General features: G+C 74.7%; 23 protein-coding genes. 17 read left to right on the top strand and 6 right to left on the bottom strand.

Annotation, left to right across the window (positions count from 1 at the left end):
- The 7 genes from C593_RS33090 to C593_RS0121425 all read left to right on the top strand — a co-directional run.
- A partial coding sequence (locus C593_RS33090) for an acyl-CoA dehydrogenase (protein ID WP_158686867.1) occupies positions 1-117 on the top strand: 117 nt, incomplete at its 5' end.
- A gap of 503 nt (positions 118-620) precedes the next feature.
- Entirely contained in the window at positions 621-1,010 is a 390-nt protein-coding gene (locus tag C593_RS0121450) for a VOC family protein (RefSeq protein ID WP_018849372.1), read from the top strand.
- A gap of 126 nt (positions 1,011-1,136) precedes the next feature.
- On the top strand, positions 1,137-2,849 hold the full coding sequence (locus tag C593_RS0121445) for an FAD-dependent oxidoreductase (RefSeq protein WP_051093742.1): 1,713 nt from the start codon (positions 1,137-1,139) through the stop codon (positions 2,847-2,849).
- A gap of 160 nt (positions 2,850-3,009) precedes the next feature.
- Complete coding sequence (locus C593_RS0121440; RefSeq protein ID WP_026277925.1) at positions 3,010-4,452, top strand: ATP-binding protein; 1,443 nt, start codon at positions 3,010-3,012, stop codon at positions 4,450-4,452.
- The gene (locus C593_RS0121435) at positions 4,449-4,844 is read left to right on the top strand and encodes a UBP-type zinc finger domain-containing protein (RefSeq protein ID WP_018849369.1); all 396 of its coding nucleotides are present in this window, start codon (positions 4,449-4,451) and stop codon (positions 4,842-4,844) included. Before C593_RS0121440 ends, C593_RS0121435 begins: the two co-directional genes overlap by 4 nt.
- Positions 4,845-5,106: 262 nt before the next feature.
- On the top strand, positions 5,107-5,349 hold the full coding sequence (locus tag C593_RS0121430; protein WP_018849368.1) for a DUF6411 family protein: 243 nt from the start codon (positions 5,107-5,109) through the stop codon (positions 5,347-5,349).
- Between the two features lie 443 nt (positions 5,350-5,792).
- On the top strand, positions 5,793-6,788 hold the full coding sequence (locus tag C593_RS0121425; protein ID WP_018849367.1) for a helix-turn-helix domain-containing protein: 996 nt from the start codon (positions 5,793-5,795) through the stop codon (positions 6,786-6,788).
- A gap of 96 nt (positions 6,789-6,884) precedes the next feature.
- Here C593_RS0121425 and C593_RS0121420 read toward each other — a convergent pair whose 3' ends face one another.
- On the bottom strand, positions 6,885-7,334 hold the full coding sequence (locus tag C593_RS0121420; RefSeq protein ID WP_018849366.1) for an SRPBCC family protein: 450 nt from the start codon (positions 7,332-7,334) through the stop codon (positions 6,885-6,887).
- Positions 7,335-7,758: 424 nt separating this feature from the next.
- Here C593_RS0121420 and C593_RS0121415 point away from each other — a divergent pair, with 424 nt between their 5' ends.
- Complete coding sequence (locus C593_RS0121415; RefSeq protein WP_018849365.1) at positions 7,759-8,154, top strand: DUF952 domain-containing protein; 396 nt, start codon at positions 7,759-7,761, stop codon at positions 8,152-8,154.
- A gap of 3 nt (positions 8,155-8,157) precedes the next feature.
- On the opposite strand, the gene C593_RS30140 is transcribed toward C593_RS0121415, so the two are convergent.
- Complete coding sequence (locus C593_RS30140) at positions 8,158-8,496, bottom strand: STAS domain-containing protein (protein WP_018849364.1); 339 nt, start codon at positions 8,494-8,496, stop codon at positions 8,158-8,160.
- 374 nt (positions 8,497-8,870) lie between these two features.
- Between C593_RS30140 and C593_RS0121405 the strand changes: the two genes are divergently transcribed.
- From C593_RS0121405 to C593_RS0121380, 6 genes are all read left to right on the top strand, one after another.
- Complete coding sequence (locus C593_RS0121405) at positions 8,871-9,314, top strand: hypothetical protein (protein WP_018849363.1); 444 nt, start codon at positions 8,871-8,873, stop codon at positions 9,312-9,314.
- A gap of 144 nt (positions 9,315-9,458) precedes the next feature.
- A complete protein-coding gene (locus tag C593_RS0121400; RefSeq protein WP_018849362.1) occupies positions 9,459-9,881 on the top strand; it encodes a DUF6003 family protein in 423 nt (140 codons plus the stop codon).
- A 132-nt stretch (positions 9,882-10,013) separates the two neighbouring features.
- Positions 10,014-12,710: a class III lanthionine synthetase LanKC gene (gene lanKC / locus C593_RS0121395; protein WP_018849361.1), complete on the top strand. Its 2,697-nt coding sequence runs from the start codon at positions 10,014-10,016 to the stop codon at positions 12,708-12,710.
- A gap of 17 nt (positions 12,711-12,727) precedes the next feature.
- On the top strand, positions 12,728-12,856 hold the full coding sequence (ramS, locus tag C593_RS0121390; protein WP_018849360.1) for a mycelium formation morphogenetic lantipeptide SapB: 129 nt from the start codon (positions 12,728-12,730) through the stop codon (positions 12,854-12,856).
- A 396-nt stretch (positions 12,857-13,252) separates the two neighbouring features.
- Positions 13,253-14,989, top strand: a complete 1,737-nt coding sequence (locus C593_RS0121385) for an ABC transporter ATP-binding protein (protein ID WP_018849359.1) — start codon at positions 13,253-13,255, stop codon at positions 14,987-14,989.
- On the top strand, positions 14,986-16,962 hold the full coding sequence (locus tag C593_RS0121380; protein ID WP_018849358.1) for an ABC transporter ATP-binding protein: 1,977 nt from the start codon (positions 14,986-14,988) through the stop codon (positions 16,960-16,962). The genes C593_RS0121385 and C593_RS0121380 overlap by 4 nt, the downstream gene beginning before the upstream one ends.
- Before the next feature lie 51 nt (positions 16,963-17,013).
- Here C593_RS0121380 and C593_RS0121375 read toward each other — a convergent pair whose 3' ends face one another.
- Positions 17,014-17,655, bottom strand: a complete 642-nt coding sequence (locus C593_RS0121375) for a response regulator transcription factor (RefSeq protein WP_018849357.1) — start codon at positions 17,653-17,655, stop codon at positions 17,014-17,016.
- 591 nt (positions 17,656-18,246) lie between these two features.
- On the opposite strand from C593_RS0121375, the gene C593_RS0121370 reads away from it, so the two are divergent.
- Positions 18,247-19,116: a serine hydrolase gene (locus C593_RS0121370; protein WP_018849356.1), complete on the top strand. Its 870-nt coding sequence runs from the start codon at positions 18,247-18,249 to the stop codon at positions 19,114-19,116.
- 128 nt (positions 19,117-19,244) lie between these two features.
- Here C593_RS0121370 and C593_RS0121365 read toward each other — a convergent pair whose 3' ends face one another.
- The 3 genes from C593_RS0121365 to C593_RS0121355 form a co-directional block, all read right to left on the bottom strand.
- A complete protein-coding gene (locus tag C593_RS0121365; protein ID WP_018849355.1) occupies positions 19,245-19,862 on the bottom strand; it encodes an HAD family hydrolase in 618 nt (205 codons plus the stop codon).
- A gap of 340 nt (positions 19,863-20,202) precedes the next feature.
- Positions 20,203-20,781 carry a transporter substrate-binding domain-containing protein gene (locus tag C593_RS30135; protein ID WP_018849354.1) on the bottom strand — a complete coding sequence of 193 codons (579 nt, stop codon included), beginning with the start codon at positions 20,779-20,781 and terminating at the stop codon, positions 20,203-20,205.
- Positions 20,782-21,003: 222 nt separating this feature from the next.
- Positions 21,004-21,384 carry a MerR family transcriptional regulator gene (locus C593_RS0121355; protein ID WP_018849353.1) on the bottom strand — a complete coding sequence of 127 codons (381 nt, stop codon included), beginning with the start codon at positions 21,382-21,384 and terminating at the stop codon, positions 21,004-21,006.
- A 176-nt stretch (positions 21,385-21,560) separates the two neighbouring features.
- Between C593_RS0121355 and C593_RS0121350 the strand changes: the two genes are divergently transcribed.
- The gene (locus C593_RS0121350; protein ID WP_018849352.1) at positions 21,561-22,196 is read left to right on the top strand and encodes an NAD(P)H-dependent oxidoreductase; all 636 of its coding nucleotides are present in this window, start codon (positions 21,561-21,563) and stop codon (positions 22,194-22,196) included.
- Positions 22,197-22,495: 299 nt separating this feature from the next.
- Entirely contained in the window at positions 22,496-22,858 is a 363-nt protein-coding gene (locus tag C593_RS0121345; protein ID WP_018849351.1) for a PRC-barrel domain-containing protein, read from the top strand.

The following is a 22,858-nucleotide window of genomic DNA, read 5'->3' as shown; positions in this document are numbered from 1 at the left end:
GCCATCAGCCGGGAAGTGAACGACCTCTGCCGCAAGGTCCGGCCACTGGCCGTCGACCTGGTCGACGCCTGGAACATCCCACCCGAACTGCTACGGGCCCCGGACCTCCTGACGTGACACCCGCCCCGCAGCCGGCACACGGACGGGCAAAAGGACCGGACAAGAAACACACGGACCGACGGGCAAAAGGACCGGACAAGAAACACACGGACCGACGGGCAAAAGGACCGGACAAGAAACACACGGACCGACGACCGGCCGTCAAACCCCCAGGAGACGGCACAGGGCCGCGCCCACCCCGGAAACCCGGACCCCGCCACCCGAAAAAACCCCAGACCGACCAGGCACCAACCCCCCAACCCGGCCAGCGATCCAAGCCCAGGCCAGCACACCAAACCACCCCAACGACACCCCCGTACCGACCCTCACCGCAAACAGAACCCCACCGACCCGACCCGACCCCGACACCACAGAAGCAGCAGAGACGGGGGCACGCGGGCGGGCCGCAAACCCCCTCCCGTGGCGGGCCGGTCCCCGGCTATGATCCACCGCGGCATCGCGTGCCGGTCACCGGCCGGGTGAGGCATGGAGGTGCCGGGAGTTGCCCTCGGAGGCATTCCTTGTCAGTCGATCTCAACCACACCATCGTTCACTCCCGTGACAACCGGGAATCCGCGGAGTTCTTCGCGACCCTGCTCGGCCTCGACATCACCGGCGAGTGGGGCCCGTTCATCGCCGTCGCCCTCGGCAACGGCGTGACCCTGGACTTCGCCACCGTCCCCGCGGACACGATCACCCCGCAGCACTACGCCTTCCTCGTCTCCGAGGAGGAGTTCGACGCGGCGTACGCGCAGATCCGGGAGCGCGGCATCGAGCACTACGCCGACCCGCGGCGCACGCAGCCCGCCACGATCAACCACAACGACGGCGGCCGGGGCGTGTACTTCATGGACCCGGCCGGGCACGCGCTGGAACTCATCACGGTGCCGTACGGCGGCCGGCCCGCGTAGCGCGAAGGCGGGGCCGGGGAACGGTGCCGTGTTCCCGCCGCACCTGGTGAACGCGTCGTCCGGCAACGGTCCCCGGCCCTTCCCGCCCGCAGCGCGCCCCGCCGCGTTCCTCCCTACGATGGGCGTGTGACAGCCACCGGCCGTTCGCCGGGTGGGAGGCGTACGGGACAGCCGCCGGGTTCGGCGCGGACCGTCATCCTGACCGTGGATGACGATCCGGGGGTGTCCCGTGCCGTCGCCCGTGATCTGCGGCGGCGGTACGGCGAGGCGCACCGGATCGTGCGGGCGGAGTCGGGGGAGGCCGGGCTCGACGCGCTGCGGGAGCTGAAGCTGCGCGGGGACCAGGTGGCGGTGATCCTGGCCGACTACCGGATGCCGCAGATGAACGGCATCGAGTTCCTGGAACAGGCGCTCGACGTGTACCCGTGGGCGCGCCGGGCGCTGCTCACGGCGTACGCGGACACCGGCGCGGCGATCGACGCGATCAATGTGATCGACCTCGACCACTATCTCCTCAAACCGTGGGACCCGCCGGAGGAGAAGCTCTACCCGGTCCTCGACGACCTCATCGCCGCCTGGCGGACCGGCGACCACCGGCCCGTTCCGACCTGCAAGGTGGTCGGACACCGCTGGTCGGCGCGCACTTCGGGGGTGCGGGAGTTCCTGGCCCGCAACCAGGTGCCGTACCGCTGGTACGCGTCCGACTCGCCCGAGGGGCAGCGGCTGCTGGCCGCGGCCGGGCAGGACGGGGAACGGCTGCCGCTGGTCGTCACCGCGGACGGCACCCCGCTGGTGGAGCCCGGCGACACCGATCTCGCGGCGAAGGTGGGGCTGGCCACCACACCGGCGGCCGAGTTCTACGACCTGGTCGTCATCGGCGGGGGCCCGGCCGGGCTCGGTGCGGCCGTGTACGGGGCGTCCGAGGGGCTGCGCACGGTGCTCGTCGAACGGTCGGCGACGGGCGGGCAGGCCGGGCAGAGCTCCCGGATCGAGAACTACCTCGGCTTCCCCGACGGGGTGTCCGGCGCCCAGCTGATCGACCGTGCGCGGCGGCAGGCAACCAAGTTCGGGGCGGAGATCCTGACCGCGCGCGAGGTGAGCGCCCTGGAGGTGACGGGAGGGTCGCGGACCATCCGCTTCACCGACGGTTCCGCGATCGCGGCGCACGCGGTGATCCTGGCGACCGGGGTGTCCTACCGGCGGCTGGAGGCCCCGGGGCTGGACGGTCTGACCGGCCGCGGTGTCTTCTACGGCTCGGCCCTGACCGAGGCGGCTGCCTGCCAGGGCCAGGACGTGTACATCGTGGGCGGCGCGAACTCGGCGGGCCAGGCGGCCCTGTTCCTGTCCCGGGGCGCGAACTCCGTCACGGTCCTGGTGCGCGGGCCCTCGCTCGCGGCGTCGATGTCGCACTATCTGGTCCGGCAGATCGAGCAGACGCCGAACGTGTCGGTGCGCGCGGGCACGGTGGTCGAGTCCGCGGAGGGCGACGGTCATCTGGAGCGGCTCACCCTGCGGGACGTGGCGAGCGGGCGGACCGAGACGGTGGACGCGCAGTGGGTGTTCGTGTTCATCGGCGCGGCGCCGTTCACCGACTGGCTGGAGGGGACGGTGCTGCGGGACGGGCGGGGGTTCATCAAGGCCGGCCCGGACATGACACCGGACGGGCAGCCGCCGGCGGGCTGGGAGCTGGAGCGGCCGCCGTACCACCTGGAGACCAGTGTGCCCGGCGTGTTCGTGGCCGGGGACGCGCGGGCCGAGTCCGCGAAGCGGGTCGCGTCCGCCGTCGGAGAGGGAGCCATGGCCGTGATACTCGTCCACCGGTATCTGGAGCAGTCGTGAACCGCGGGCCGGGAGCGCTCGTACGCCGGAGGCCGGGCGTGGTCGTACGGCGGAGGCGGGGACCAGTCGTGAACCGCGGGCCGGGAGCGGTCGTACGGCGGAGGCCGGGCGTGGTCGTGGACGGCCCGCCGGGCGTGACCGGGTGCCGGGGGCGGCGGCCGTGAGCACGCGCAGGCTCCCGTGCGACCCCGCGGAGCTGGCGTCGCTGTTTCTCTTCGAGAAGCTGGACGGCGAGCAGGTGGCGCGGCTCTGCCGGGAGGGCCGTGTCGAGGAGTTCGAGCCGGGCTGGGTCTACCGCGAGGGCGAGCCCGCTACCTGCTTCTATGTGCTTCTGGAAGGCAGCCTGGTGCTGTCGCGGCGGGTCGGCGGCGACGAGGTGGAGGTCAACCGCAGTACGCAGCGCGGGGTGTACTCCGGGGCGATGCAGGCGTATCTGAGCGGCGGGGAGCAGGCGGTGTACCGGGGTTCGATGCGGGTGGCCGAGCCGTCGCGGTTCTTCGTCCTGCCGGCCGAGACCTTCGCGGCGGTCCTGCGGGAGTGGTTCCCGATGGCGGTGCATCTGCTGGAGGGCCTGTTCTTCGGGATGCAGAACACCCAGCGGACCATCAGCCAGCGGGAGCGGCTGTTGGCACTCGGGTCGCTGTCGGCGGGGCTGACGCACGAGCTCAACAACCCGGCCGCGGCGGCGGTGCGGGCCACGTCGGCACTGCGGGACCGGGTGGCGCACATGCGCGCCAAGCTCGGGGTGATCGCCTCCGGGCCGTACCGCTCGGAGGCGCTGAAGGCGCTGGTGGAGATCCAGGAGCGGACGGCGGAGCGGGTGGCCGGGGCGCCGTCGCTGAGCCCGCTGGAGGCCGCCGACCGGGAGGACGCCGTCGCGGACTGGTTCGACGGCCACGGTCTGGCCGGGGGTCTGCGGATCGCGCCGGCGTTCGTCCAGGGCGGTCTGGACACGGACTGGCTGGAGCAGGTCGCGGACGCGGTGGAGGAGGAGATCCTGCCGGGGGCGATCGGGTGGCTGAGCTACACGGTGGAGACCGAGTTGCTGATGAACGAGATCGCGGACTCCACCGCCCGGATCTCCCGTCTGGTGGACGCGGCCAAGCAGTACGCGCAGCTCGACCGGGCGCCGTACCAGGAGGCCGATGTGCACGAACTGCTGGACAGCACGCTGATGATGCTGGGCGGGAAGATGAAACGGGGCGTCGAGGTCGTCCGTGAGTACGACCCGTCCCTGCCGAGGGTTCCCGCGTATCCGGGCGAGCTGAACCAGGTGTGGACCAACCTGATCGACAACGCCCTGGCCGCGATGGACGGCGAGGGGAGGCTGACGGTGCGCACGGCCCGGGACGGGGACCAGGTTCTCGTGGAGTTCGCCGACACCGGGCCGGGGGTTCCGGAGGAGATCCGGGACCGCATCTTCGACCCGTTCTTCACCACGAAGCCCGTGGGCGAGGGGACGGGGCTCGGCCTGGACATTTCCTGGCGCATCGTCGTCAACAAGCACCACGGCAGCCTTCAGGTGCGGTCGGTGCCCGGGGACACCCGTTTCCGTGTGCATCTGCCGCTGACGGCGCCGGACACTCCGGAGGAGTCCTCATGACCGACCCGAACACGGCAGGCACGGCCGGCACGCCCGACGTGTCGAATGCGTCGGACGGGATCGATCCGTCCGTCCCCCCGAGCGGCGCCGGGTGCGTCGACTGCGACGCCGCCGGCGGCTGGTGGGTCCATCTGCGGCGCTGCGCCCGCTGCGGCCACATCGGCTGCTGCGACGACTCGCCGGGGCGGCACGCGACGGCGCACGCGCGGAGCAGCGGCCATCCGGTGGTGCGCAGCTACGAGCCGGGCGAGAGCTGGTTCTGGAACTACGAGACCTCGAAGCTCTCCCCCTCGGGACCCGAGCTCGCTCCCCCGCAGAGCCACCCCGCCGGCCAGGCGGTGCCGGGCCCGGCGGACCGGCTCCCGCCGGACTGGGCCGAGACCCTGCGCTGACCCGGCGGGCCGGCCGGGCGGTGCCGGGTCGCGCGGGCTCCCGGCCACCGGTCCGGTCCGAAGACCTCGTGGTGGTCCGCCCGGCCGGAACCCGCGTCGGAGCAGGTCGCCGCGGACCGCGCGCCTGAACGGAAGGGGCCCGCACACGTACGCCGTGGGGCCGTCCGGCGGCGCGGCCGGACCGGAGGTGCCCGGCTCCTCCCATGCATGGCCCGGGCGGGCCCGGGCATCCGAACGGCGTCCCCGAGCCAAGGAGTTCCTGATGATGGTCGTCGGCATCGTCGCCGTGTGCGTGGTCCTCGCGGTCCTCGCCTTCTTCCTCCCCCGTCTCTCGCGCCACCCCGAGCGCGGCACCCAGCGGACCCTCGGTGCCGGGTCGCGGGCGGGCGGCAAGGCGCCCGGCGTCCTCGGGCGGCTGTTCAGCAAGCCCTTCCGCAGCAGTTCGAAGGCGGTCGGCCGCAGTGGTTCGGCCGGGCGGCGGACGCGCGGCAGGATGCCGTTCTGACGGGTGCGCGCGGCGGCCGGACCTCCGGTCGCGCGCGGCCTGCGCGGGTTGCTGTGGTGGCACCCGGCCGGAGCCGGGTGCCACCACAGCGCTATGACGGTCCCGGCCCGGCGGCCCCTCCCCGGCCGGCGCGGCCCGGCGGCCTACCCCCGGCCGGCGCAGCACGAGAGGTGCAACCGTGCGCGGCGAACAGCGCCTCCCACGGGGCCCAGGCGTCCGCGCCGGGGAGCCGGCCCCGCAGGAGGACGACCGGCCGGTCCCCGGCGCGGGCCGCCCGGCCCCGGCGCGGGTCATCGCGGCACCGTCGCCACCGCGGCAGCGAACGGCACGGGTGCCGGCGCGGGACGGAACGGGCGTCCGCGCCTCGCCATGCCCGGCGCGAGGCGTCGGCCTACCGTGGAAGTCACGGCCCGCCACCGGTGACGTCCGGACGGAGGCTCCCCATGGCGACGGTGCTCGACACGGCAGGCATCCCCGCGGCGGAACGGGCGGAGGCGGTCTTCTCGGCCATGGTGGAGGCCACCGTCCCCTGCTATGTGGTCCAGGAGGAGCGGGGCGCGGACATCCACGCCCGGATGACGGTCTTCCCGCTGGAGACCCTGCGGGTGTTCACCACCGAGTCAACGGGGATACGCCTGGTCCGGACGGCGCGGCAGGCCCGGCAGGACGCCCGGCCGGTGATCGCCCTCTCCGTCCAGGAGCGCGCCGAGGGCCGCCAGGACCATCTGCGGCACCAGCGGGTGGTGCCGCCGGGCGAACTGCTCGTGATGGACCTCACCGCTCCCTACGACTTCTCGTGGACCGGCCTCGGCGCCGCCCGCAGCGTGCAGATACCCGTGGACCAGCTCCGGCTGCCCGTCGACCTGGTGCGGGACGCCGTCCCGCTGCTGCCGGCCAGTCCGTACTACCGGATGGTGGCCGACCATGTCGTGAACCTGACGGAGGGCGTCGAGGCTCTGGCGGCCGACCCCTCGGCCGTGCGCCTGGAGGGGATCACCGTCGATCTGGTGCGGGCGCTGCTGGCCTCCGCCTCCCGGCAGGACCGGTGGGCCCGGCCGACGCTCGCGGAGACCCGGCTGACGCGTATCCGGGCCTATGTGCGCCGGCATCTCTCCGATCCGGACCTGACGCCGGCCAGGATCGCGGCCGCCCACCATCTCTCGGTCCGGTCCCTGTACAAGCTGTGCGCCGGCGCCGACATCAGCCTCCGCCGGTGGATCATCGGGCAGCGGCTGGAGGGCGCCCGGGAGGAGCTGGCGCATCCGGCGGGCCGGAACCGCACGATCGCGACGGTCGCGCGCCGGTGGGGGTTCACCGATCCGACGCACTTCAGCCACCGCTTCCGGGACGCGTACGGCATGTCGCCCCGGGAGTGGCGGCGCCTGACCCTGGAGGTCGACGCGGCACGGGCGGACGGCCGCGCGCGAGGGCCGGACTGACGCCGGACGGGCCGGGGGCGGACGGGCTGGGCCGGACATGCGCCGGGGGCGGACCGGTCGGCCGGACCGGGGGCGGGCGGCCCGGGCGCCGGAAGGTCAGACCGATGCCTCGACGGCGGCCTTGATGCGCTGCCCGAACGCGGGGGCGTCCTTGCGGGCCGCGCTCCCGGCCAGGGGAACCAGCACCTTCCCCAGGCCGTGGCCTTCGAGGACGTTGAACAGACGGACCCGGGTGCCGCCCTCCGCGGTGCGCTCCAGGTCGTAGCCGCCCTCGTCGGCGGTGATGGAGTTGTGGGAGATCTCGTGCCAGCGGATCCGGGTCGGGGCGGTCATCTCGCTGATCTCGAAGTCCCGCTGGGTGGTCATCCCGGCGTCCTTGACGGTGCTGTGGAAGACGGTGCCCACCCGGGTCGCCCCCTCGGGGCTCTTGTCGATCTCCAGGACCCGTGGGCTGAACTCGGGGTCGTGCCGGCCGTCCGCGAGATAGGCGAACACCTCCTCGATGGGACGGTCGATGTCGACGGTCGCCTCGAACCGCGTGCCCATGGCTGCTCCCTCGGCCGGCTTCCCCCTCGGCCTGTGCCCTCCCGACGCTAGCCCGGGGACGGGCCGCCGCGCGGGCTGTGCGCGCACAACCTCTGGCCGGGCGTGCACGGGTGCCGTGCGGCGGGGACCATGGCCCGGCCGCCCGGGGGTCACACAGGGGCGGCGGCGGTGATGTGGCTGAGTACGCACTGCCGGCGGTCGTCGCGCCGTACGTCGCCGGAACCCGCCACCTCTTGGTCTTCGACAGCTTCCTGCCGAAATCCGGTGGATGCATCGTCCGGTGATCAGCACTCTCCGCGTCGGTGGCACGGGGGCCGCCACCACACACTGGACGCCGTCTGCCGCACCCTGGAGCGCAGGCCGGGCGACGTCCTGCGCTGGAGCCCGTCGAGGACGCCGGGGGCGCCGGGGTAGAACTGCTGCCATGATCTACCACGTCGTACCGCTCGCCGAATGGCGCGAACGCCCCGGGAGCCCGTACGCGCCCGCCTCCCTGGCGACGGACGGGTTCGTGCACTGCTCGCCCGACGAGGCGACCACGCTGGCGGTCGTCAACGCCTTCTACCGGTCCGCGCCCCGGCCGCTGCTGGCCCTGGTGCTGGACGAGGAGCGGCTGTCGGCCGGCGTCCGCTTCGAGGCAGCGGAACCGGCCCCGCCGCCGGGCGTCCCGGCGGGCGTCCCGGCGGGCGTCCTCTTCCCCCATGTGCACGGGCCCGTCGAACGCGAGGCCGTGGTGCGCCTGCTGGAAGTCCGGTGGGACGGCGCGGGGCGGGCGACGGGGCTGGCGGAGTACGTCCCGTCGCCGCCGTCCGCCCCGTAGCGGTCAGCGCCTGCCGGGCGGAAGGACGGCCTCCGCGGATGTCTCGCCGTGGACCGCGGGGAAGAGCTCGGCGGCCAGCAGGAGCAGCCGGCGCGGCTGGGGCCGCAGGCCGGTGACGGTGAGGGTGCGGGCGCGCAGGCGAGCCGCCTGCCGCTGGTCACGGAACAGGTGAAGTGCGGCGACGTCCATGAACGGGGTGTCGCGCATGTCCCAGGTGATGGTGTGCACGGTGCCCGGGAGGGCGGCGGTCTCCGCGTGCAGACCCGGCAGGGCGTCGTAGCCGAGGTCGCCGTGCGGGGTGATCAGGGCGGTGCCGTTGTCGATCACTGTGGTCGTGTGCATGAGGTCGCCCCCTTCCGGGGGTCGTGAGCGCACAGACGGACCGGCGTGTGCGGTGCCGGTCGCCCGAGAGGATCCGAATGCCCGGGGTGGGGGCAACGTCCGGATGCCGTGTGCGGGCGGCCGCGGGAACCGAGGCCGCCGCACCAACTCGTCGTCGGGCCATCGTCCCACGGTGTCCGGGGACCTGGCCAGGCCCGGCCAGTAGAGCTCCGGCCGCACGGCCCCGGGGCCGTGCGGCCGGGGCCGGATTCCGGTCGGCACCGGGGCGGACGAGGCGGCCATGCGGGTGATCCCGGCCGGGTGCCGCCCCGCTCGGGGGCACGGGTCCCCTCGCGGGGGTGTGGGCGGCGGGTGCGCGCGGGTAGCAGGTGGTGATGAACGACGAATCCGCAGACGACAGCCCACGGGACCGCATGGCGAAGGTCGCCCTCTACCTGGAGACGGTGAAGGCGCGGATGGCGCCCGAGCAGTTCGCCACCCTGCACGAGGCCGTGCAGGAGATGACACGTCTGATCGACGAGGGCCAGGACGGCTTCCTCGAAGCCGGTGACCGGGAGAGCTTCACCGGGGACGTCCAGCGCGAGTTCCTGGCCGTGATGGCGATCGTCACCACGGGCCGGATGGACCACGAGGTGGTCGACATGCCGGGGCCGGACGGCAGCGCCGGGTACGCGGTCGTCACCCCCGAGGTCGCCAACGACCCGGAGGCGCTCGCGGACGTGCGGGAGCAGGTCCACGCCTGGATGACGGAGCGCAAGGCGGTCGACGAGGAGCTGGAGGGCATCGCCCGCGCGAGCGGTCTCGACCCCGGGGTCTGAGCGGCGGGGCGCGTACGGCGGCGCCGTGCCCCCGCCCCCGGCTCGGCGCGCGGGCCGCGAACGGGCAGGTCGCCGGGGCCGTGAAGAGCCGCGCAGGGGGTAGGCGCTGCGCGAACCGCCGCTTCTGCCGTGAGGAACGACACCATGACCGACGACGCCTATCTGGTCCTGTTCGACGACGGCCACCCCGCCCTCGGCGTCCCGCTCGCGGCCGCCGGGGAGCCGGCCTGTCTGGACACCGCCGCCGTCCGGGCCTGGCTCGGCGCCCAGGGCGTGAGCCTCGCCTCGCCCCGGCTGCGCGTCGTACCGCCCGAGGACACGCCCGCGATCCCCAAGGACGCCGAACGCCTGCCGGTTCCGCTGAGCGACGAGGAGTTGAACCGGGTGCGCCACCAGAGCGCTCACCCCGCCCTCGCCGGAATCGAACGGGAACTTCTCGCCTACCGCTCCTGCGCCGACGGCCGTGAGGCCCTGCTGCGGCGCGCGCTGGCCGCCGGGCTCCCGGCGCGGCGGATCGCGGAGATCACCGGGGAGGACCTGGCGGCGGTGCATGCCGCGGCCGGCTGAGATCCGGCGGGGCACGCGCCGCGGGAGGTTACCCGTGCGTTCCGCATGCGGCAGTGGTGACAGCAGTGACTGTCGGGGGCCGATTGCCGCGTGACACCGTCTCTTCTGTCGCCGACAGGAGGGGAAGAGGGCGTGAACAAGGGCTATGCCGTGTTCTGCGACGCGGACCGTCACTTCTACGACGCACCGCACCGCACGCCCCGTGCCGGCACCGGGCGGGGGTCGCGGTACGCGGCCGCCGAACGGCCCGTCCCCGAGGGGTGGGAGCGGCACGAGCGGGGTGACTGGCTGGCGCTGCGCCCCTCGGGAGCACGACTGCCCGCGCAGGGCTGGAAGATCCATGTCTCCGCCGGTCTGGACAACGCCGAGTCGGTCCTGGAGCGGGTGTCGGCGCACTGCCTGGCACACGGCGTCGCGTTCAAGTTCGTGCCCGGCCGGTATCTGCTCCACCAGCGGAACGCCAAGTACGCGGACCGGGCGGCGAGCGGCAAGTTCCTCACCGTCTACCCGCGCGACGAGGCGGAGTTCGAGCGGCTGACGGGCGAGCTGGACACCCTCCTCGCGGGCGAGCCCGGTCCGCTGATTCTCAGCGATCTGCGGATCGGGAACGGTCCGGTCCATGTCCGGTACGGCGGCTTCACGCGCCGGGAGTGCTACGACGCGGACGGCGTGCTGACGCCGGCGGTGGCCGATCCCGCCGGGGTCCTGGTGCCCGATGTGCGGGGTCCGGTCTTCCGGGTGCCGGAGTGGGTGGAGATACCGGAGTTCCTGCGTCCGCATCTGCGGGCGCGGGAGGCGGTGACGGTCACCGGGGTTCCGTACGCGATCGAGGCGGCCCTGCACTTCTCCAACGGCGGCGGGGTCTACCGGGCGCGGGACACCCGCTCGGGGAAGCCGGTGGTACTGAAGGAGGCGCGCCCGTACGCGGGGCTGGCCGCCGACGGAGCGGACGCGGTGACCCGGCTGCACCGTGAACGGCGGGCTCTCGAGGCGCTGTCGGGGCTGGGCTGCACGCCCGAGGTGCTGGACTCCTTCACCGTCGGCGAGCACCACTTCCTGGTGCTGGAGCACATCGACGGCAAGCCCCTGAACACCTTCTTCGCCCGCCGCCACCCGCTGATCGAGTCCGGCCCCTCCCCCGAGCGGCTGGCCGGTTACACCGAGTGGGCGCTGCGGATCCACGCCCTGGTGGAGCGGGCGGTGGCCGAGGTGCACGGGCGGGGGATCGTCTTCAACGACCTGCATCTCTTCAACATCATGGTGTCCGAGGACGAGTCCTCGGTGACCCTGCTGGACTTCGAGGCCGCGCACCCGGTGGACGGGCCGGGACGCCAGACGGTGGCGAACCCCGGCTTCGTGGCACCGGCGGACCGCCGGGGCTTCGCGGTGGACCGTTACGCGCTGGCGTGCTTACGGCTGGCCCTGTTCCTGCCCCTGACGAGCCTGCTGGCCGTCGACCGCCGGAAGGCGGCCCATCTCGCGGAGGTGGTGGCGGAGCGCTTCCCGGTGCCGCGGTCCTTCCTGCGGGAGGCCGTCGAGGAGATCCTCGCGGGGACCGGGGGCGAAGGGGCCGCGGGCGAAGAAGCGGAAGGCGAAGGGGCCGGGGGGGCGCCGGCCGGAGCGGTCGCACGGCGCGCGCCCAAGGCTCCGGTGGTGCCGGTCGCACCGGGTGACTGGCCGCACAGCCGGGACTCGATGGCCGCCGCCGTCCTCGCGTCCCTGACGCCCGACCGCGAGGACCGGGTCTTCCCCGGTGACATCGCCGCGTTCGCCACCGCGGGCGGCGGTCTCTCCTTCGCCTACGGCGCGGCGGGGGTGCTGTACGCGCTGGCCGAGAGCGGCGCCGGGCGCTGCGAGGAGGCCGAGGAGTGGCTGCTGCGGCACACCAAGGCCCTCCCGTCGGGCATGCCGGCCGGCTTCCAGGACGGGATCGCCGGGGTGGCCTGGACCCTGGAGCGGCTCGGCCACCGGGAACGGGCGCTGGACCTGGCCTCGGTGCTGCTCGAGCAGTCCTGGGCGGGGCTCGGCGCGGATCTGCACGGCGGCACCGCCGGGGTGGGGCTGGCACTGGAGTCGCTGGCGTCGCTCACGGGTGAGCACGCGCTCCATGAACAGGCCGCGCGCTGCGCCGAGCTGACGGCGTCCGCCCTGGCGGCGACCGCCCCGGAGGGCGGCGGGACAGGCCGGCGCGGGCGGCGGGCGGGTCTGCTGCACGGGGCCTCGGGCGGGGCGCTGCTCTTCCTGCGCCTGTACGAGCGGACCGGCGACACCGCGCTGCTGGACCTCGCGGCCGACGCGCTCCGCCAGGACCTCGCCCACTGCGTGGAGGGCGCGGGCGGCGCCCTCCAGGTCGACGAGGGCTGGCGCACGATGCCCTACCTCGGCGCGGGGAGCGTCGGGATCGGCATGGTCCTCGACGACTACCTCGCCCACCGCGGCGACGACGCCTTCGAGCAGGCCCGCACGGGCATCGTGCGCGCCGCGCAGGCCATGTTCTACGCGCAGCCCGGGCTCTACCGGGGCGCCGCCGGGATGGTGCTCCATCTGGGGCGCACCACGGCCGGCGGCCCCGGGACGGGTGAGGCGGCGGTGCGCCGGCAGCTCGACGCGCTCGGCTGGCACGCCATGTCCTACCGCGGCCGGCTCGCCTTCCCGGGCGAGCAGATGATGCGCCTCTCCATGGACCTCGCCACCGGAACGGCCGGATGCCTGCTCGCCGTGGCGTCCGTGCACGGCGAGCGCTCCGCCCATCTGCCGTTCCTCCCGCCGCTCCGCGCGGCCCACGATCCGGCCCCGGTCCCGGGGTCGTCCTGCACCACCACGTCCTGAAACGAAAGGGAAAACACATGAACCTGTTCGAGCTGCAGTCCCTGGAGACCCCGAAGGAAGAGGCGATGGGCGACGTCGAGACGGGCAGCCGCGCCAGCCTGCTGCTCTGCGGTGACAGCAGCCTGAGCGTCACGACCTGCAACTGACCGGGGTCGTAATCACGCGGGGACGCACGGCGGCCACGGCGTGACGCCACGCGTCCCCGCACGGCCGGCGCCCCGGGCCTGTACAAGGCCCGGGGCGCCGGCGCGCGTTGCGGGCACCGGCGCGTGGCGCCGACGGGCTCGCGGACGCGGGGTGAGCGGCGGGTTCGCGCCGTGCGCGCGCACGGGGCGGTGAGCGACGGCATCGAGGCGAGGAGGGCCGGACCGGTGAGGACGATCAGGCCGGGCGGCGGCACGGCGACGGCCCGGGGGCGTACGGCGGGGGCGCCCGGCCGGGGCGGGGGCGTTCCCCCGGCCGGGCCCGGCTCCGGGCCCGGCGAGCGGAGCCGGGGAGCTGCGCCCGGGCGGTGGCCCGCGCTGCTGGTCCTGGTGTGCTCGGTGGGCGGCGCGGTCGCCGCGGTGGCGCAGCCCCTGGTCCTCGGCCGCACCCTCGATCTGCTGCTGCGCGGAGAGGCGGCCGGCGGGTGGCTGCTCCTCGCCGCGCTGCTGCTGACGGCGGAGATGGTCCTCGACGCGCTGACCGCCCTCGCCACCGGGCGCTGCAACGCCGGGTGGACGGCCGCCGTCCGGACGGCCGCGCTCGGCGGTCTGCTGCGTACCGCGCCCGGACGGGCGGGCACCTACCCGCCCGGTGACGTGGCGACACGCATGACCCTCAACGCGGCCGACGCGGGCACCGCCCCGGCGGCCCGGGCGGGGCTCGCGGCCTCGCTGCTCACCCCGGCCGGGGCGCTGGTGGCACTGGCGTTCGTCGATGTCTGGGCGGCCGGCTGCGTGCTGGCCGGGATGCCGCTGCTGGCCCTGGTGCTGCGGGTGTTCGCCCGGGACACCTCGGCGTCCGTCGGTCAGTACCAGCGGGTGCAGTCGGAGATCGCCTCTCGGCTGACGGAGTCCCTCGCCGGCGCGGCGACCGTGACCGCGGCCGGGACCTGGGCGCGCGAGCGGGCCCGGGTGCTGGCCCCGCTCGCGGGGCTCGGTGCGGTGGGCGCGCGGATGTGGGCGGTGCACGGCCGTGCCGTGGCGCTCAGCGGGGTACTGGTGCCGCTGCTCACCGTCGTGGCCGTCGCGGTCGGCGGTATCCGGCTGAGCGCGGGCGCGGTCACGGCCGGGGACCTGCTGGCGATCTGCCGGTACGCGGCGCTGGCGGCCGGGGTGGGCAGCGCGGCGACCCTGCTCGGCGGTGTGGTGCGGGGCCGCGTGGCGCGGGAGCGCACCGGGGAGCTGGAGGGGCTGCCTGCGATGCGGCACGGCACACGGGCGCTGCCGGCGGACGGGCCGGGGACGCTGGAGTTGCGCGGGGTGTCCGTGACGCGGGCGGGGCGGACGGTGCTGCGCGCGGTGGATCTGCGGGTCCCGGGCGGGACCACGGCGGCGGTGGTCGGGGCGAGCGGTGCGGGCAAGTCGGTGCTGGCGGCCGTCGCGGGCCGGCTGGCGGACCCGGACGACGGGCGGGTGCTGCTGGACGGCGTCCCGCTGGCGGAGCTGTCGCGGCGGGAGCTGCGGCGGGAGGTCGGGTACGCGTTCGCCCGGCCGGTGCTCGGCGGCGGCACGGTGGCGGAGGCGCTGGCCGCGGGACCGCGCCGGGTGACGGCGGATCAGCTGGCCGAGGCGGTCCGGGCGGCGGGGGCCGCGTCGTTCCTGGACCGGTTGCCGGCGGGGGTGGACACTCCGCTGGCCGGGGCGCCGTTGTCGGGCGGGGAGCACCAGCGGCTGGGGCTGGCCCGGGCGTTCGCCCATGCCGGGCGGCTGCTGGTGCTGGACGACGCCACATCGAGCCTCGACACCGCCACCGAGTACGCGGTGGACCTCGCCCTGCGCCACCGGGTCCGGCCCGGCACCCGGCTGGTCGTGGCCCACCGCCCGTCGGTCGCCGCGCGGGCGGACCTGGTGGTGTGGCTGGAGCGGGGCCGGGTGCGGGCGGTCGCCCCGCACACCGAACTGTGGCAGCAGGCGGCCTACCGGGCGGTGTTCCGCGCGGCGGACGGAGGCGGTGCGGCGGACGGAGGCGGGGGCGCTCCCCGCCGTGCCACCGCGGCGGGCGGTACGCGGACCGGTCCGGGCGGGATCGCGGACCGGAGTCCGGACGCCGCACGCGAGCAGGAGGTGCGCGGATGACCGGGCGGCGCGCGAGCCAGTTCCACCGGCAGTCCGGCGCGGCTGAGACGGCGGCGGCCGCCGGGCCCACCGACCCCGCCCGGCCGGGCCCGAAGGGCGGTGCGCCGGACGCCCCTGACGCGGTCACCGGCCCGCTGCGGCGGGTCGCGCCGGACGCGCGGCGCTTCCTCGCCCGCCGCAAGGCGGTCCTCGGGCGCCTCGCCGCCTGGTCGCTCGCGGAGTCGGCGGGGACCTTCGCCGTGGGCTTCGGTGTCGCCCGCGCGGTGGACCGGGGCTTTCTCGCCGGGGACGTCCGCACCGGGCTCGGCTGGCTCGCGGTGGCCGCCGTGGCCGTGCTGTGCGGCGCGCCCGTGCTGCGCGGCGTCTTCCGCGAACTGGCGCTGCTCACCGAGCCGTTGCGCGACGGCCTGGTGCGGCGTGCGGTGGACCGGAGCATCGCCGTCGGGGCGGAGCGGGGACGGGCGGGCACGGCGGCGGCCGAGGTGTCCGCCGCCGTGTCCCGGCCCACGCACCAGGCGGAGATCGCCCGGGACAGCTTCGCCGGACTGGTGCTGACCCTGCGGTCGTTCCTGTTCACGGCCGCCGGGGCGCTGGCGGGGCTGCTCGCCCTGGACCCGGCCCTGCTGCTGGTGGTGCTGCCGCCGCTGCTCGCCGGACTGGGGCTGTTCCTGGCGACGCTGCGGCCCATGGCGGCGGCCCAGCGGCGCGCTCTGGCGGCGGACGAGGCGCTCGGCGACCACACGGCCGGGGTGAGCAGGGCGGTCCGGGACATCGCCGCCCTCGGGACCTGCGACGCCGAGGAGGCCCGGGGCCTGCGGCTGGTGGCCGCGTCGGAGTCGGCGGCCAGGGCGCTGGCGCGGTGGGCGGCCGTGCGGACCCTGGCGCTCGGGGTGGCCGGGCAGCTCCCCCTGCTGATGCTGCTGCTCTGTGTGCCGTGGCTGCTCGGCCGGGGCGTGACGGCCGGGGCGCTGCTGGGTGCGTTCACCTATCTGGTGCAGGCGCTGCTGCCCGCGCTGCACACCCTGATGACGGCGCTGGGCGCGGCCGGGACCCGGCTGCTGGTGGTCCTGGAACGCTTCCCGGCTCCGCCCGTGTCCCGGCCCCTGGCTCCGTCGCCGTCCGGGCCACCCGGCGCCCTGGCCCCGGCCGGTCCGTCCCTGGCTCCGTCGCCGTCCGGGCCGTCCGGGGCACCGGTCCCGGGGCGGACGCCCCGGGGAGCCCGCCCTGCGGCGGTGGAGCTGTGCGGGGTGCGGGTGGCCTACGGCGCGTGCGCGGAGCCCGTGCTCGACGCGCTCGATCTGCGGATCGAGGAGGGTGAGCACCTGGCCGTCGTGGGGCCGAGCGGCATCGGCAAGTCGACGCTGACCCGTCTCGTCGCCGGGCTGACGGCCCCGCAGCGCGGCCGGGTGGCCGTGGGCGGCACGGTGCTCGCGGCCCCGGGGCCGTCCGGGGACGCACGCCCGGCGCACCCCGGCGGGGACCCGGCCGCGCTGCGGGTGCTGGTGCCGCAGGAGGCGTACGCGTTCACCGGCACCGTGCGGGAGAACCTCGTCTATCTGCGCCCGGACGCGGGCGAGGCCGAAGTGGCACACGCCGTACGGGAGCTTGGCGCGGGGCCGCTGGTGGAACGGCTCGGCGGTCCCGGTGCGCTGCTGCGTCCCGGGGAGTTGTCGCAGGGCGAGCGGCAGCTGCTCTCCCTGGTCCGGGCGTGGCTCTCCCCCGCTCCCCTGCTGCTGCTGGACGAGGCGACCTGTCATCTGGACGCGGCGGCGGAGGCCCGTGCGGAGGCCGCGCTGGCACGCCGGCCGGGCACCCTGGTGGTGGTGGCGCACCGGCTGTCGTCGGCGATGCGCGCGGACCGGGTGCTGGTGCTGGACGGCACGCGGGCGGTCTGCGGGACGCACGCCGAACTCCTGGAGCGCTCGCCGCTCTACCGCGATCTGGCGGGCCACTGGGACCGGTCGGGCCGCTGAACCCGGCCGGCCCCCGGCGCGGCTCGGGGCCCGGCCCGGGCCCGGCGCGGCTCAGGCCCAGCCGGCGTCGCGAACGATGCGGATGGCGTCCATCCGGTTGCGCGCGCCGACCTTGCGGATGGCGCTGGCCATGTAGTTGCGCACGGTACCGCGGGACAGATGCAGCCGCGCGGCTATCTCGGCGATCGGTTCGCCCTGGGCGGCGAGGTCGACCACCCGCAGTTCACGACGGGTGAGCGGGGGCGCCGGGGCGTCCAGGAGGGCGAAGGCGAGCGACGCGTCGAGGAATCGTTCCCCCTTGGCGACGGTGTGCACGGCGGTGATCAGGCGGGTGCCGGGCGCGTTCTTGTCGACCAGGCCGAGGGCTCCCTCGTCCAGTGCGCGGCGCAGCAGGCCGGGCCGGTCGGGGGTGGCGAGGACCAGCAGGGCGGGCGACGGCCCGCCGCGCGCCCCCGTCCCCGCGCCGGTGCCCGTGTCCGGCCCCGGGCCATCTCCCGGGTCCGTGAGCCAGGCCGTAGAGTCCACGTCGACGACGCGCACGTCGAATCCCAGGCCCTCCCCGTCGCCCGCGCGCCGTGACGCCGCCGGGTGCGAGTGCGTCGACGCCACGTCCAGCGCCGGGTCCGTGCGCAGCAGTTCGACGAGTGCCGAGCGGAGCAGCTCCGCGTCGTGCACCACGAGAACCCTGACCATGTGCCACCCCCTGGTTTCACCGGCGCTCGTCCCTCATGCGCCGGGCGGATCCCCCCGCTCCACCCAACTGCCCCGCGTCACCGGGGCGGAACACAGTGCGCGGGAGCATCGGGGGCGCACTGCGTACCCCGGGGCGCCCCGGGTCCTCCCACGGAGCGCGAATCTGACGCTTCGGACGGCGAAAAGGCCCTCGGACGGCCGGTGCGGGCGGTGAACACGCAGGTCGTCCGCGTTCGGCCGCTCGGGGGCCGGGGAGCGCCTGCGGGGTGGTGGCCGATACCGGCCGCCCGTCGCCGTCGCCGCCGTCACAGTCGCCGTCGCGGGGCCGGACGGGCCGTCAGCACGGCCGCTCCCGGACAGGAGTTCGCCCGGACCGCTCCGGACCGCCCGGGTACCTGGCGCCGTCCGGATTGCGGCGAGGATCACGCCGTCCGCCGTACATCCCCCGGGCCCTCTCGTGCGTCTTGTGAGCGCCGGGCCTGTGCCCGGCCTTGCGCAGGACACAGCAGGACCCCGGCATTACCCCAGCACGACCCGGAAGACATCGCTTCAAACCAAGGGCGGAAGACTTTGATCACACCGACTCTCGGCATGCGCAGAGCCGTGACCGTCTCGGTCACGGCCTCGGCCGTGCTGGCCGGCGGCCTGTTCGCCGGCCAGGCGCATGCCGCCGCGCCGCCGGCCCCGTCGATCACCGCCAAGGGCGGCTTCGTCATGAACAACGGGACCGGATCGACGCTGTACGGGAAGGCGCCGGACACGCGCCTCTCCACCGGTTCCACCACGAAGATCATGACCGCGAAGGTGGTGCTGTCCCAGAAGAATCTGAACCTCGACGCGAAGGTCACGGTCCAGAAGGCCTACAGCGACTACATCGTCGCCAAGAACGCCTCCTCGGCCCGCCTCATCGTCGGGGACAAGGTGACCGTGCGACAGCTGCTCTACGGTCTGATGCTGCCGTCGGGCTGCGACGCCGCGTACGCGCTGGCCGACAAGTTCGGCAGCGGTTCGACGCGGGCGGCGCGGGTCAAGTCGTTCATCGGGAAGATGAACGGCGAGGCCAAGAAGCTCGGGCTGAAGAACACCCACTTCGACTCGTTCGACGGAATAAGCAACGGGAAGAACTACTCGACTCCGCGTGATCTGACGAAGATCGCGAGCAGTGCGATGAAGAACTCCACGTTCCGCTCCGTCGTCAGGACGAAGTCGACGAAGCAGAAGGTGACCACCAAGAACGGCGGTTACCGGTACATGTCGTGGAGCAACACGAACAAGCTCCTCAGCACGTACAGCGGGGCGATCGGTGTGAAGACCGGTTCGGGTCCGCAGGCCAAGTACTGCCTCGTCTTCGCGGCCACCCGCGGCAGCAAGACGGTCATCGGCACGGTGCTCGCCTCGTCCAGCGAGACGAACCGGGCCGCCGACGTGAAGAAGCTGCTGGACTACGGCTTCAAGAAGTAGCGGGACCCCGGCGGCCGCTCCCGGTTACGGGCCCGGCCGCCGGGTGACGCCTCAGCGCGCTCGGGCGCGCTGAGGCGTCACCCGGGCGGGGCGCCCGCGCCTGGGCCTGGGCCGTACCGCCGGAGACCTCATGCGGCTCCTGCGGCCTCCACATGGCGGCCGATTCGGGCGACGGCCGCCGCGTTGCCGTCGAACAGGTGGGCGCGCATGCCCGCTTCGCGGGCGGCCTCGACGTTGACGGGCACGTCGTCGACGAACAGGCAGTACTCCGGGAGCACGCTCAGCGCCTCGCACACGGCGGCGTAGGCGCGCGGGTCGGGCTTGGCGACGCCGATCTCGTGCGAGTAGACGAGCGCGTCGACCAGGGTGTCGAAGCCGTAGCGCGCCGACTCACGCTCGCGGGCGCCGACGAAGCTGTTGCTCAGGATCCCGAGGTCGCAGTGCGGCCGCAGGGCGCGGACGTGGGCGATGAGTTCCTCGTTCGGGGTGCCGAGGTACTCCTCCCAGAGGTCGGCCATGAAGGCCTCGGTCTGCCGTGGTGTCAGCGCGAGGTCGCCGGCGACCCGGGCTTGTACCTCGTCCTCAGTCACGGCGCCGACGCAGCCGGCGGTCCAGACGTCCGCGAGCCGCCGGTGCACAGTCCCGGCGGGCAGGCCGAGCCGCCGCTCCCAGCGGGGGACCCAGCCGGTGTCCGGGGTGTGCTCCAGCACTCCGCCGATGTCGAGCACGACGCAGGGTCGGGCCACGGGTGTCTCCTCCCCGGGGGCCGGCAGAGCCGCCGGGCGGCGGCGCTCTTCCGGCGCTCCCCGAAGACCATGACGCGGCACGGGCGGACGCGGGTTCCCCCGGCGGCCCGGCACGGGGCCTCGCGCGCGGGCGTCCCGGGCAGCGGGAGGGCGTCCGCCCCGGATAGAACGCGGGCCCCCGCGCCCGGGGTCAGGGGCCGGCGGGCGGGGCGAGGAGGGTGGTGGGGCGGCCCGAGCGGCGGAGGGCGTCGGAGATGAAACCGTTCGCCTTCAGTTCCTCGACCAGCGCGCGCAGGAACGCGGCAGTCTCGGGCCGCTTGGTGCGCGGGATGCCGACCGCCTACCGGATCTCCATGAACGCGGGCTCCGGGAGTCGGACTTCGGGGTGGGCCGCGACGTACTCCGCCATCGGCTGGCGGATGCCCGCGCCGGCCTCCAGTCCCTGGTCGCGGAAGGTGTCGACGCCTTCCCGGCCGCGGACGAGTTCCGCTTCGGCGAGGGTCCGGGTCAGATAGAGGTCGTAGGCGGAGCCCTCCTTCACGCCGATGCGCACACCGGGCCGGTCGACCTCGGCCGGGGCGGTGAGGGGCGAGTCCACGGGGACGGCGTACACGCCCTCGATCAGGACATACGGGGCGGTGAACGCGACCTCGGCCTCGCGGGCCGGTTCGACGGCGAGGAAGCAGAGGTCGGCGCGCCCCTCTGCCATGGCCTCGAAGGACTTGCGGGCGGCGTCGAAGCAGAGGAACTCCACCGGGACGCCGAGCCGGGCGGCGACCTCGCGGCTGATGTCGACCGTGACCCCGGCGGGGGCGTCGGGGGCGCCCTGGGCAAGCACCGGGTTGCCCAGGTTGACGGAGGCGCGCAGGACCCCGGTGGGCGCCAGGTCCCGGGCGACGGCGGTGTCGGCGATCTTCATGGGCCGGAGTGCAGGGCAGCGCGCCCGAGCCGTCGCGAGGCGGAGGACCGTCCTCGGACCGGCGTCATCGGACGGCTCCGGCCACGCGGCCCGGGGCACCTCCCGCCGAAGCCAGGGGGCCGCGTTCGGGGTGCGCACCGGGCGGGGAACCCGGTGCTGACCTACACCCGGGAGAGCGAGCACTCGAAGTCTCACCCTGGACCTGAGGTCGAGGGTGAGACCTCACTCGACGGGACCAGTGCCACGCGCGGCCGGGGTCCTGGCCCCGGAGAGGTAGCCGGCCAGCAGGGTGCGGTGGCGGCGCAGTCCGTCGATGCGTTCGTCCATGGCCGCGAGTTCCCGGCGCAGCTCGTCCCGCAGGTCGGGGCACCAGTCGAAGTCCGGGCCGTCGCCCCGGGTACAGGGCAGCACCCTGCGGATGACGCGGGTGGGCAGTCCGGCGTCCAGCAGGGCGCGCACATGGCGCACCGTCAGGACGGCGTTCTCCTCGTACACGCGGTAGCCGCCCGTGTCGCGGCGGGCGTCCAGCAGCCCCTGCTCCTCGTAGTAGCGCAGCAGCCTCGGGCTCACGCCCGTGCGGCGGGACAACTCTCCGATCAGCATCTGACCGCCCCCTGGTGGACTCGACCTCCGGACCCGATCTCCGGACTTGACCTTCACATCGGTGTGAAGCCTTAACGTCGCGGTCGTGGGCGGGCATTCCGAGCCGGCGGCATCCGTGCCGGTGGCGTCGGTGCCGGGCCCGCCGACCGACCGATTCCGTAGCGATGGAGTGAACCATGACGCCGTCAGCCGCATCCGACGCCGCCGCACGCCCGGCGGGCGACCGCTCGTTCCTCTTCGTGCTCGGCAGTTCCCGGCCCGACGGCAACAGCGAGCTGCTCGCCCGGGACGCCGCCGCGCATTTGCCCGCCGGGACCCGGCAGCGCTGGGTGGACCTCACGGCCCTGCCCCTGCCGGACTTCCAGGACGGGCGGCACGAGGGGGAGTCGTGGACCGCCGGGGAGAACGAGAGGCTGCTGCGCGCGGCCACCGAGGAGGCCACGGACGTGGTGATCGTGTCGCCGCTGTACTGGTACTCGCTCTCCGCGCAGGCCAAGCGCTACCTCGACTACTGGTCGGGCTGGCTGACGGCCCCCGGGTCGGACTTCAAGAAGCACATGACCGGCCGCACCCTGTGGGGGGTGACGGTGATGGCCGACCACGACGAGGCCCTGGCGGACGGCCTGATCACCGGCCTCTCGCACAGTGCCGCATACATGCGGATGTGGTTCGGCGGGGTGCTGCTCGGCAACGGCTCGCGGCCGGGGCAGGTGCGGAACGACGTCCGGGCGGCCGTCCGGGCGAAGACCTTCTTCGAGCGGGAGGCGCCCCTCGCCCGCTTCCCGGCGCAGCAGGTCCCGGTCGCGGGCTGACGCCCTTCGTCCGGACGAGCCCGGGCCCCACTTCCGGACGGGCCCCGCTTCCGGGCCCCGCTTCCGGACGGGCCCGGACCGCGCTTCCCGATGAGCCCGGCTCGCTCTTCCGGACGGGCCCCGGACCGCGCTTCCCGATGAGCCCGGCTCGCTCTTCCGGACGGGGCCGGGCCCGCGCGCCGGGGCCGCGAACAGGTCTACGGGGGCTGGACGGGGGTACGGTCCGGCTGGACGCACTGTGCGCGGTCGCCACCGCCGCGGTGCGTCGGGAAGGCCCCCCGGCAGACCATGGAGGCGGAGTGCGAGACATCTGGTCCTATCCGCAGGACAGCGGCTACACCGCGGCGGACACGCTCATCGGTTTCACGGTGGAGGCCGGCGACGGGACCATCGGCCAGGTCGAGCGGCATACGGACGAGCCGGGCGCGAGCCGCCTGGTGGTGGACACCGGTGTGTGGGTGTTCGGCAAGAGCGTCCTGGTACCGGCCGGTCTGGTCTCCCGGGTGGAGGTCAGCGAACGCCGGCTGATCGTCGACGCCACGAAGGAGCAGATCGACGGGGCGCCGAAGTTCGCCCGGGACAGCGAGACCAGCGACCCGGAGTACCTGGACCGGGTCGCCGCGTACTACCTGGGGCTGCCGGCCGACGCGGCCGGCGCCTGA

This window comes from Streptomyces sp. CNT372, assembly GCF_000377145.1.
This window is presented reverse-complemented; position numbering and strand designations above follow the sequence as displayed.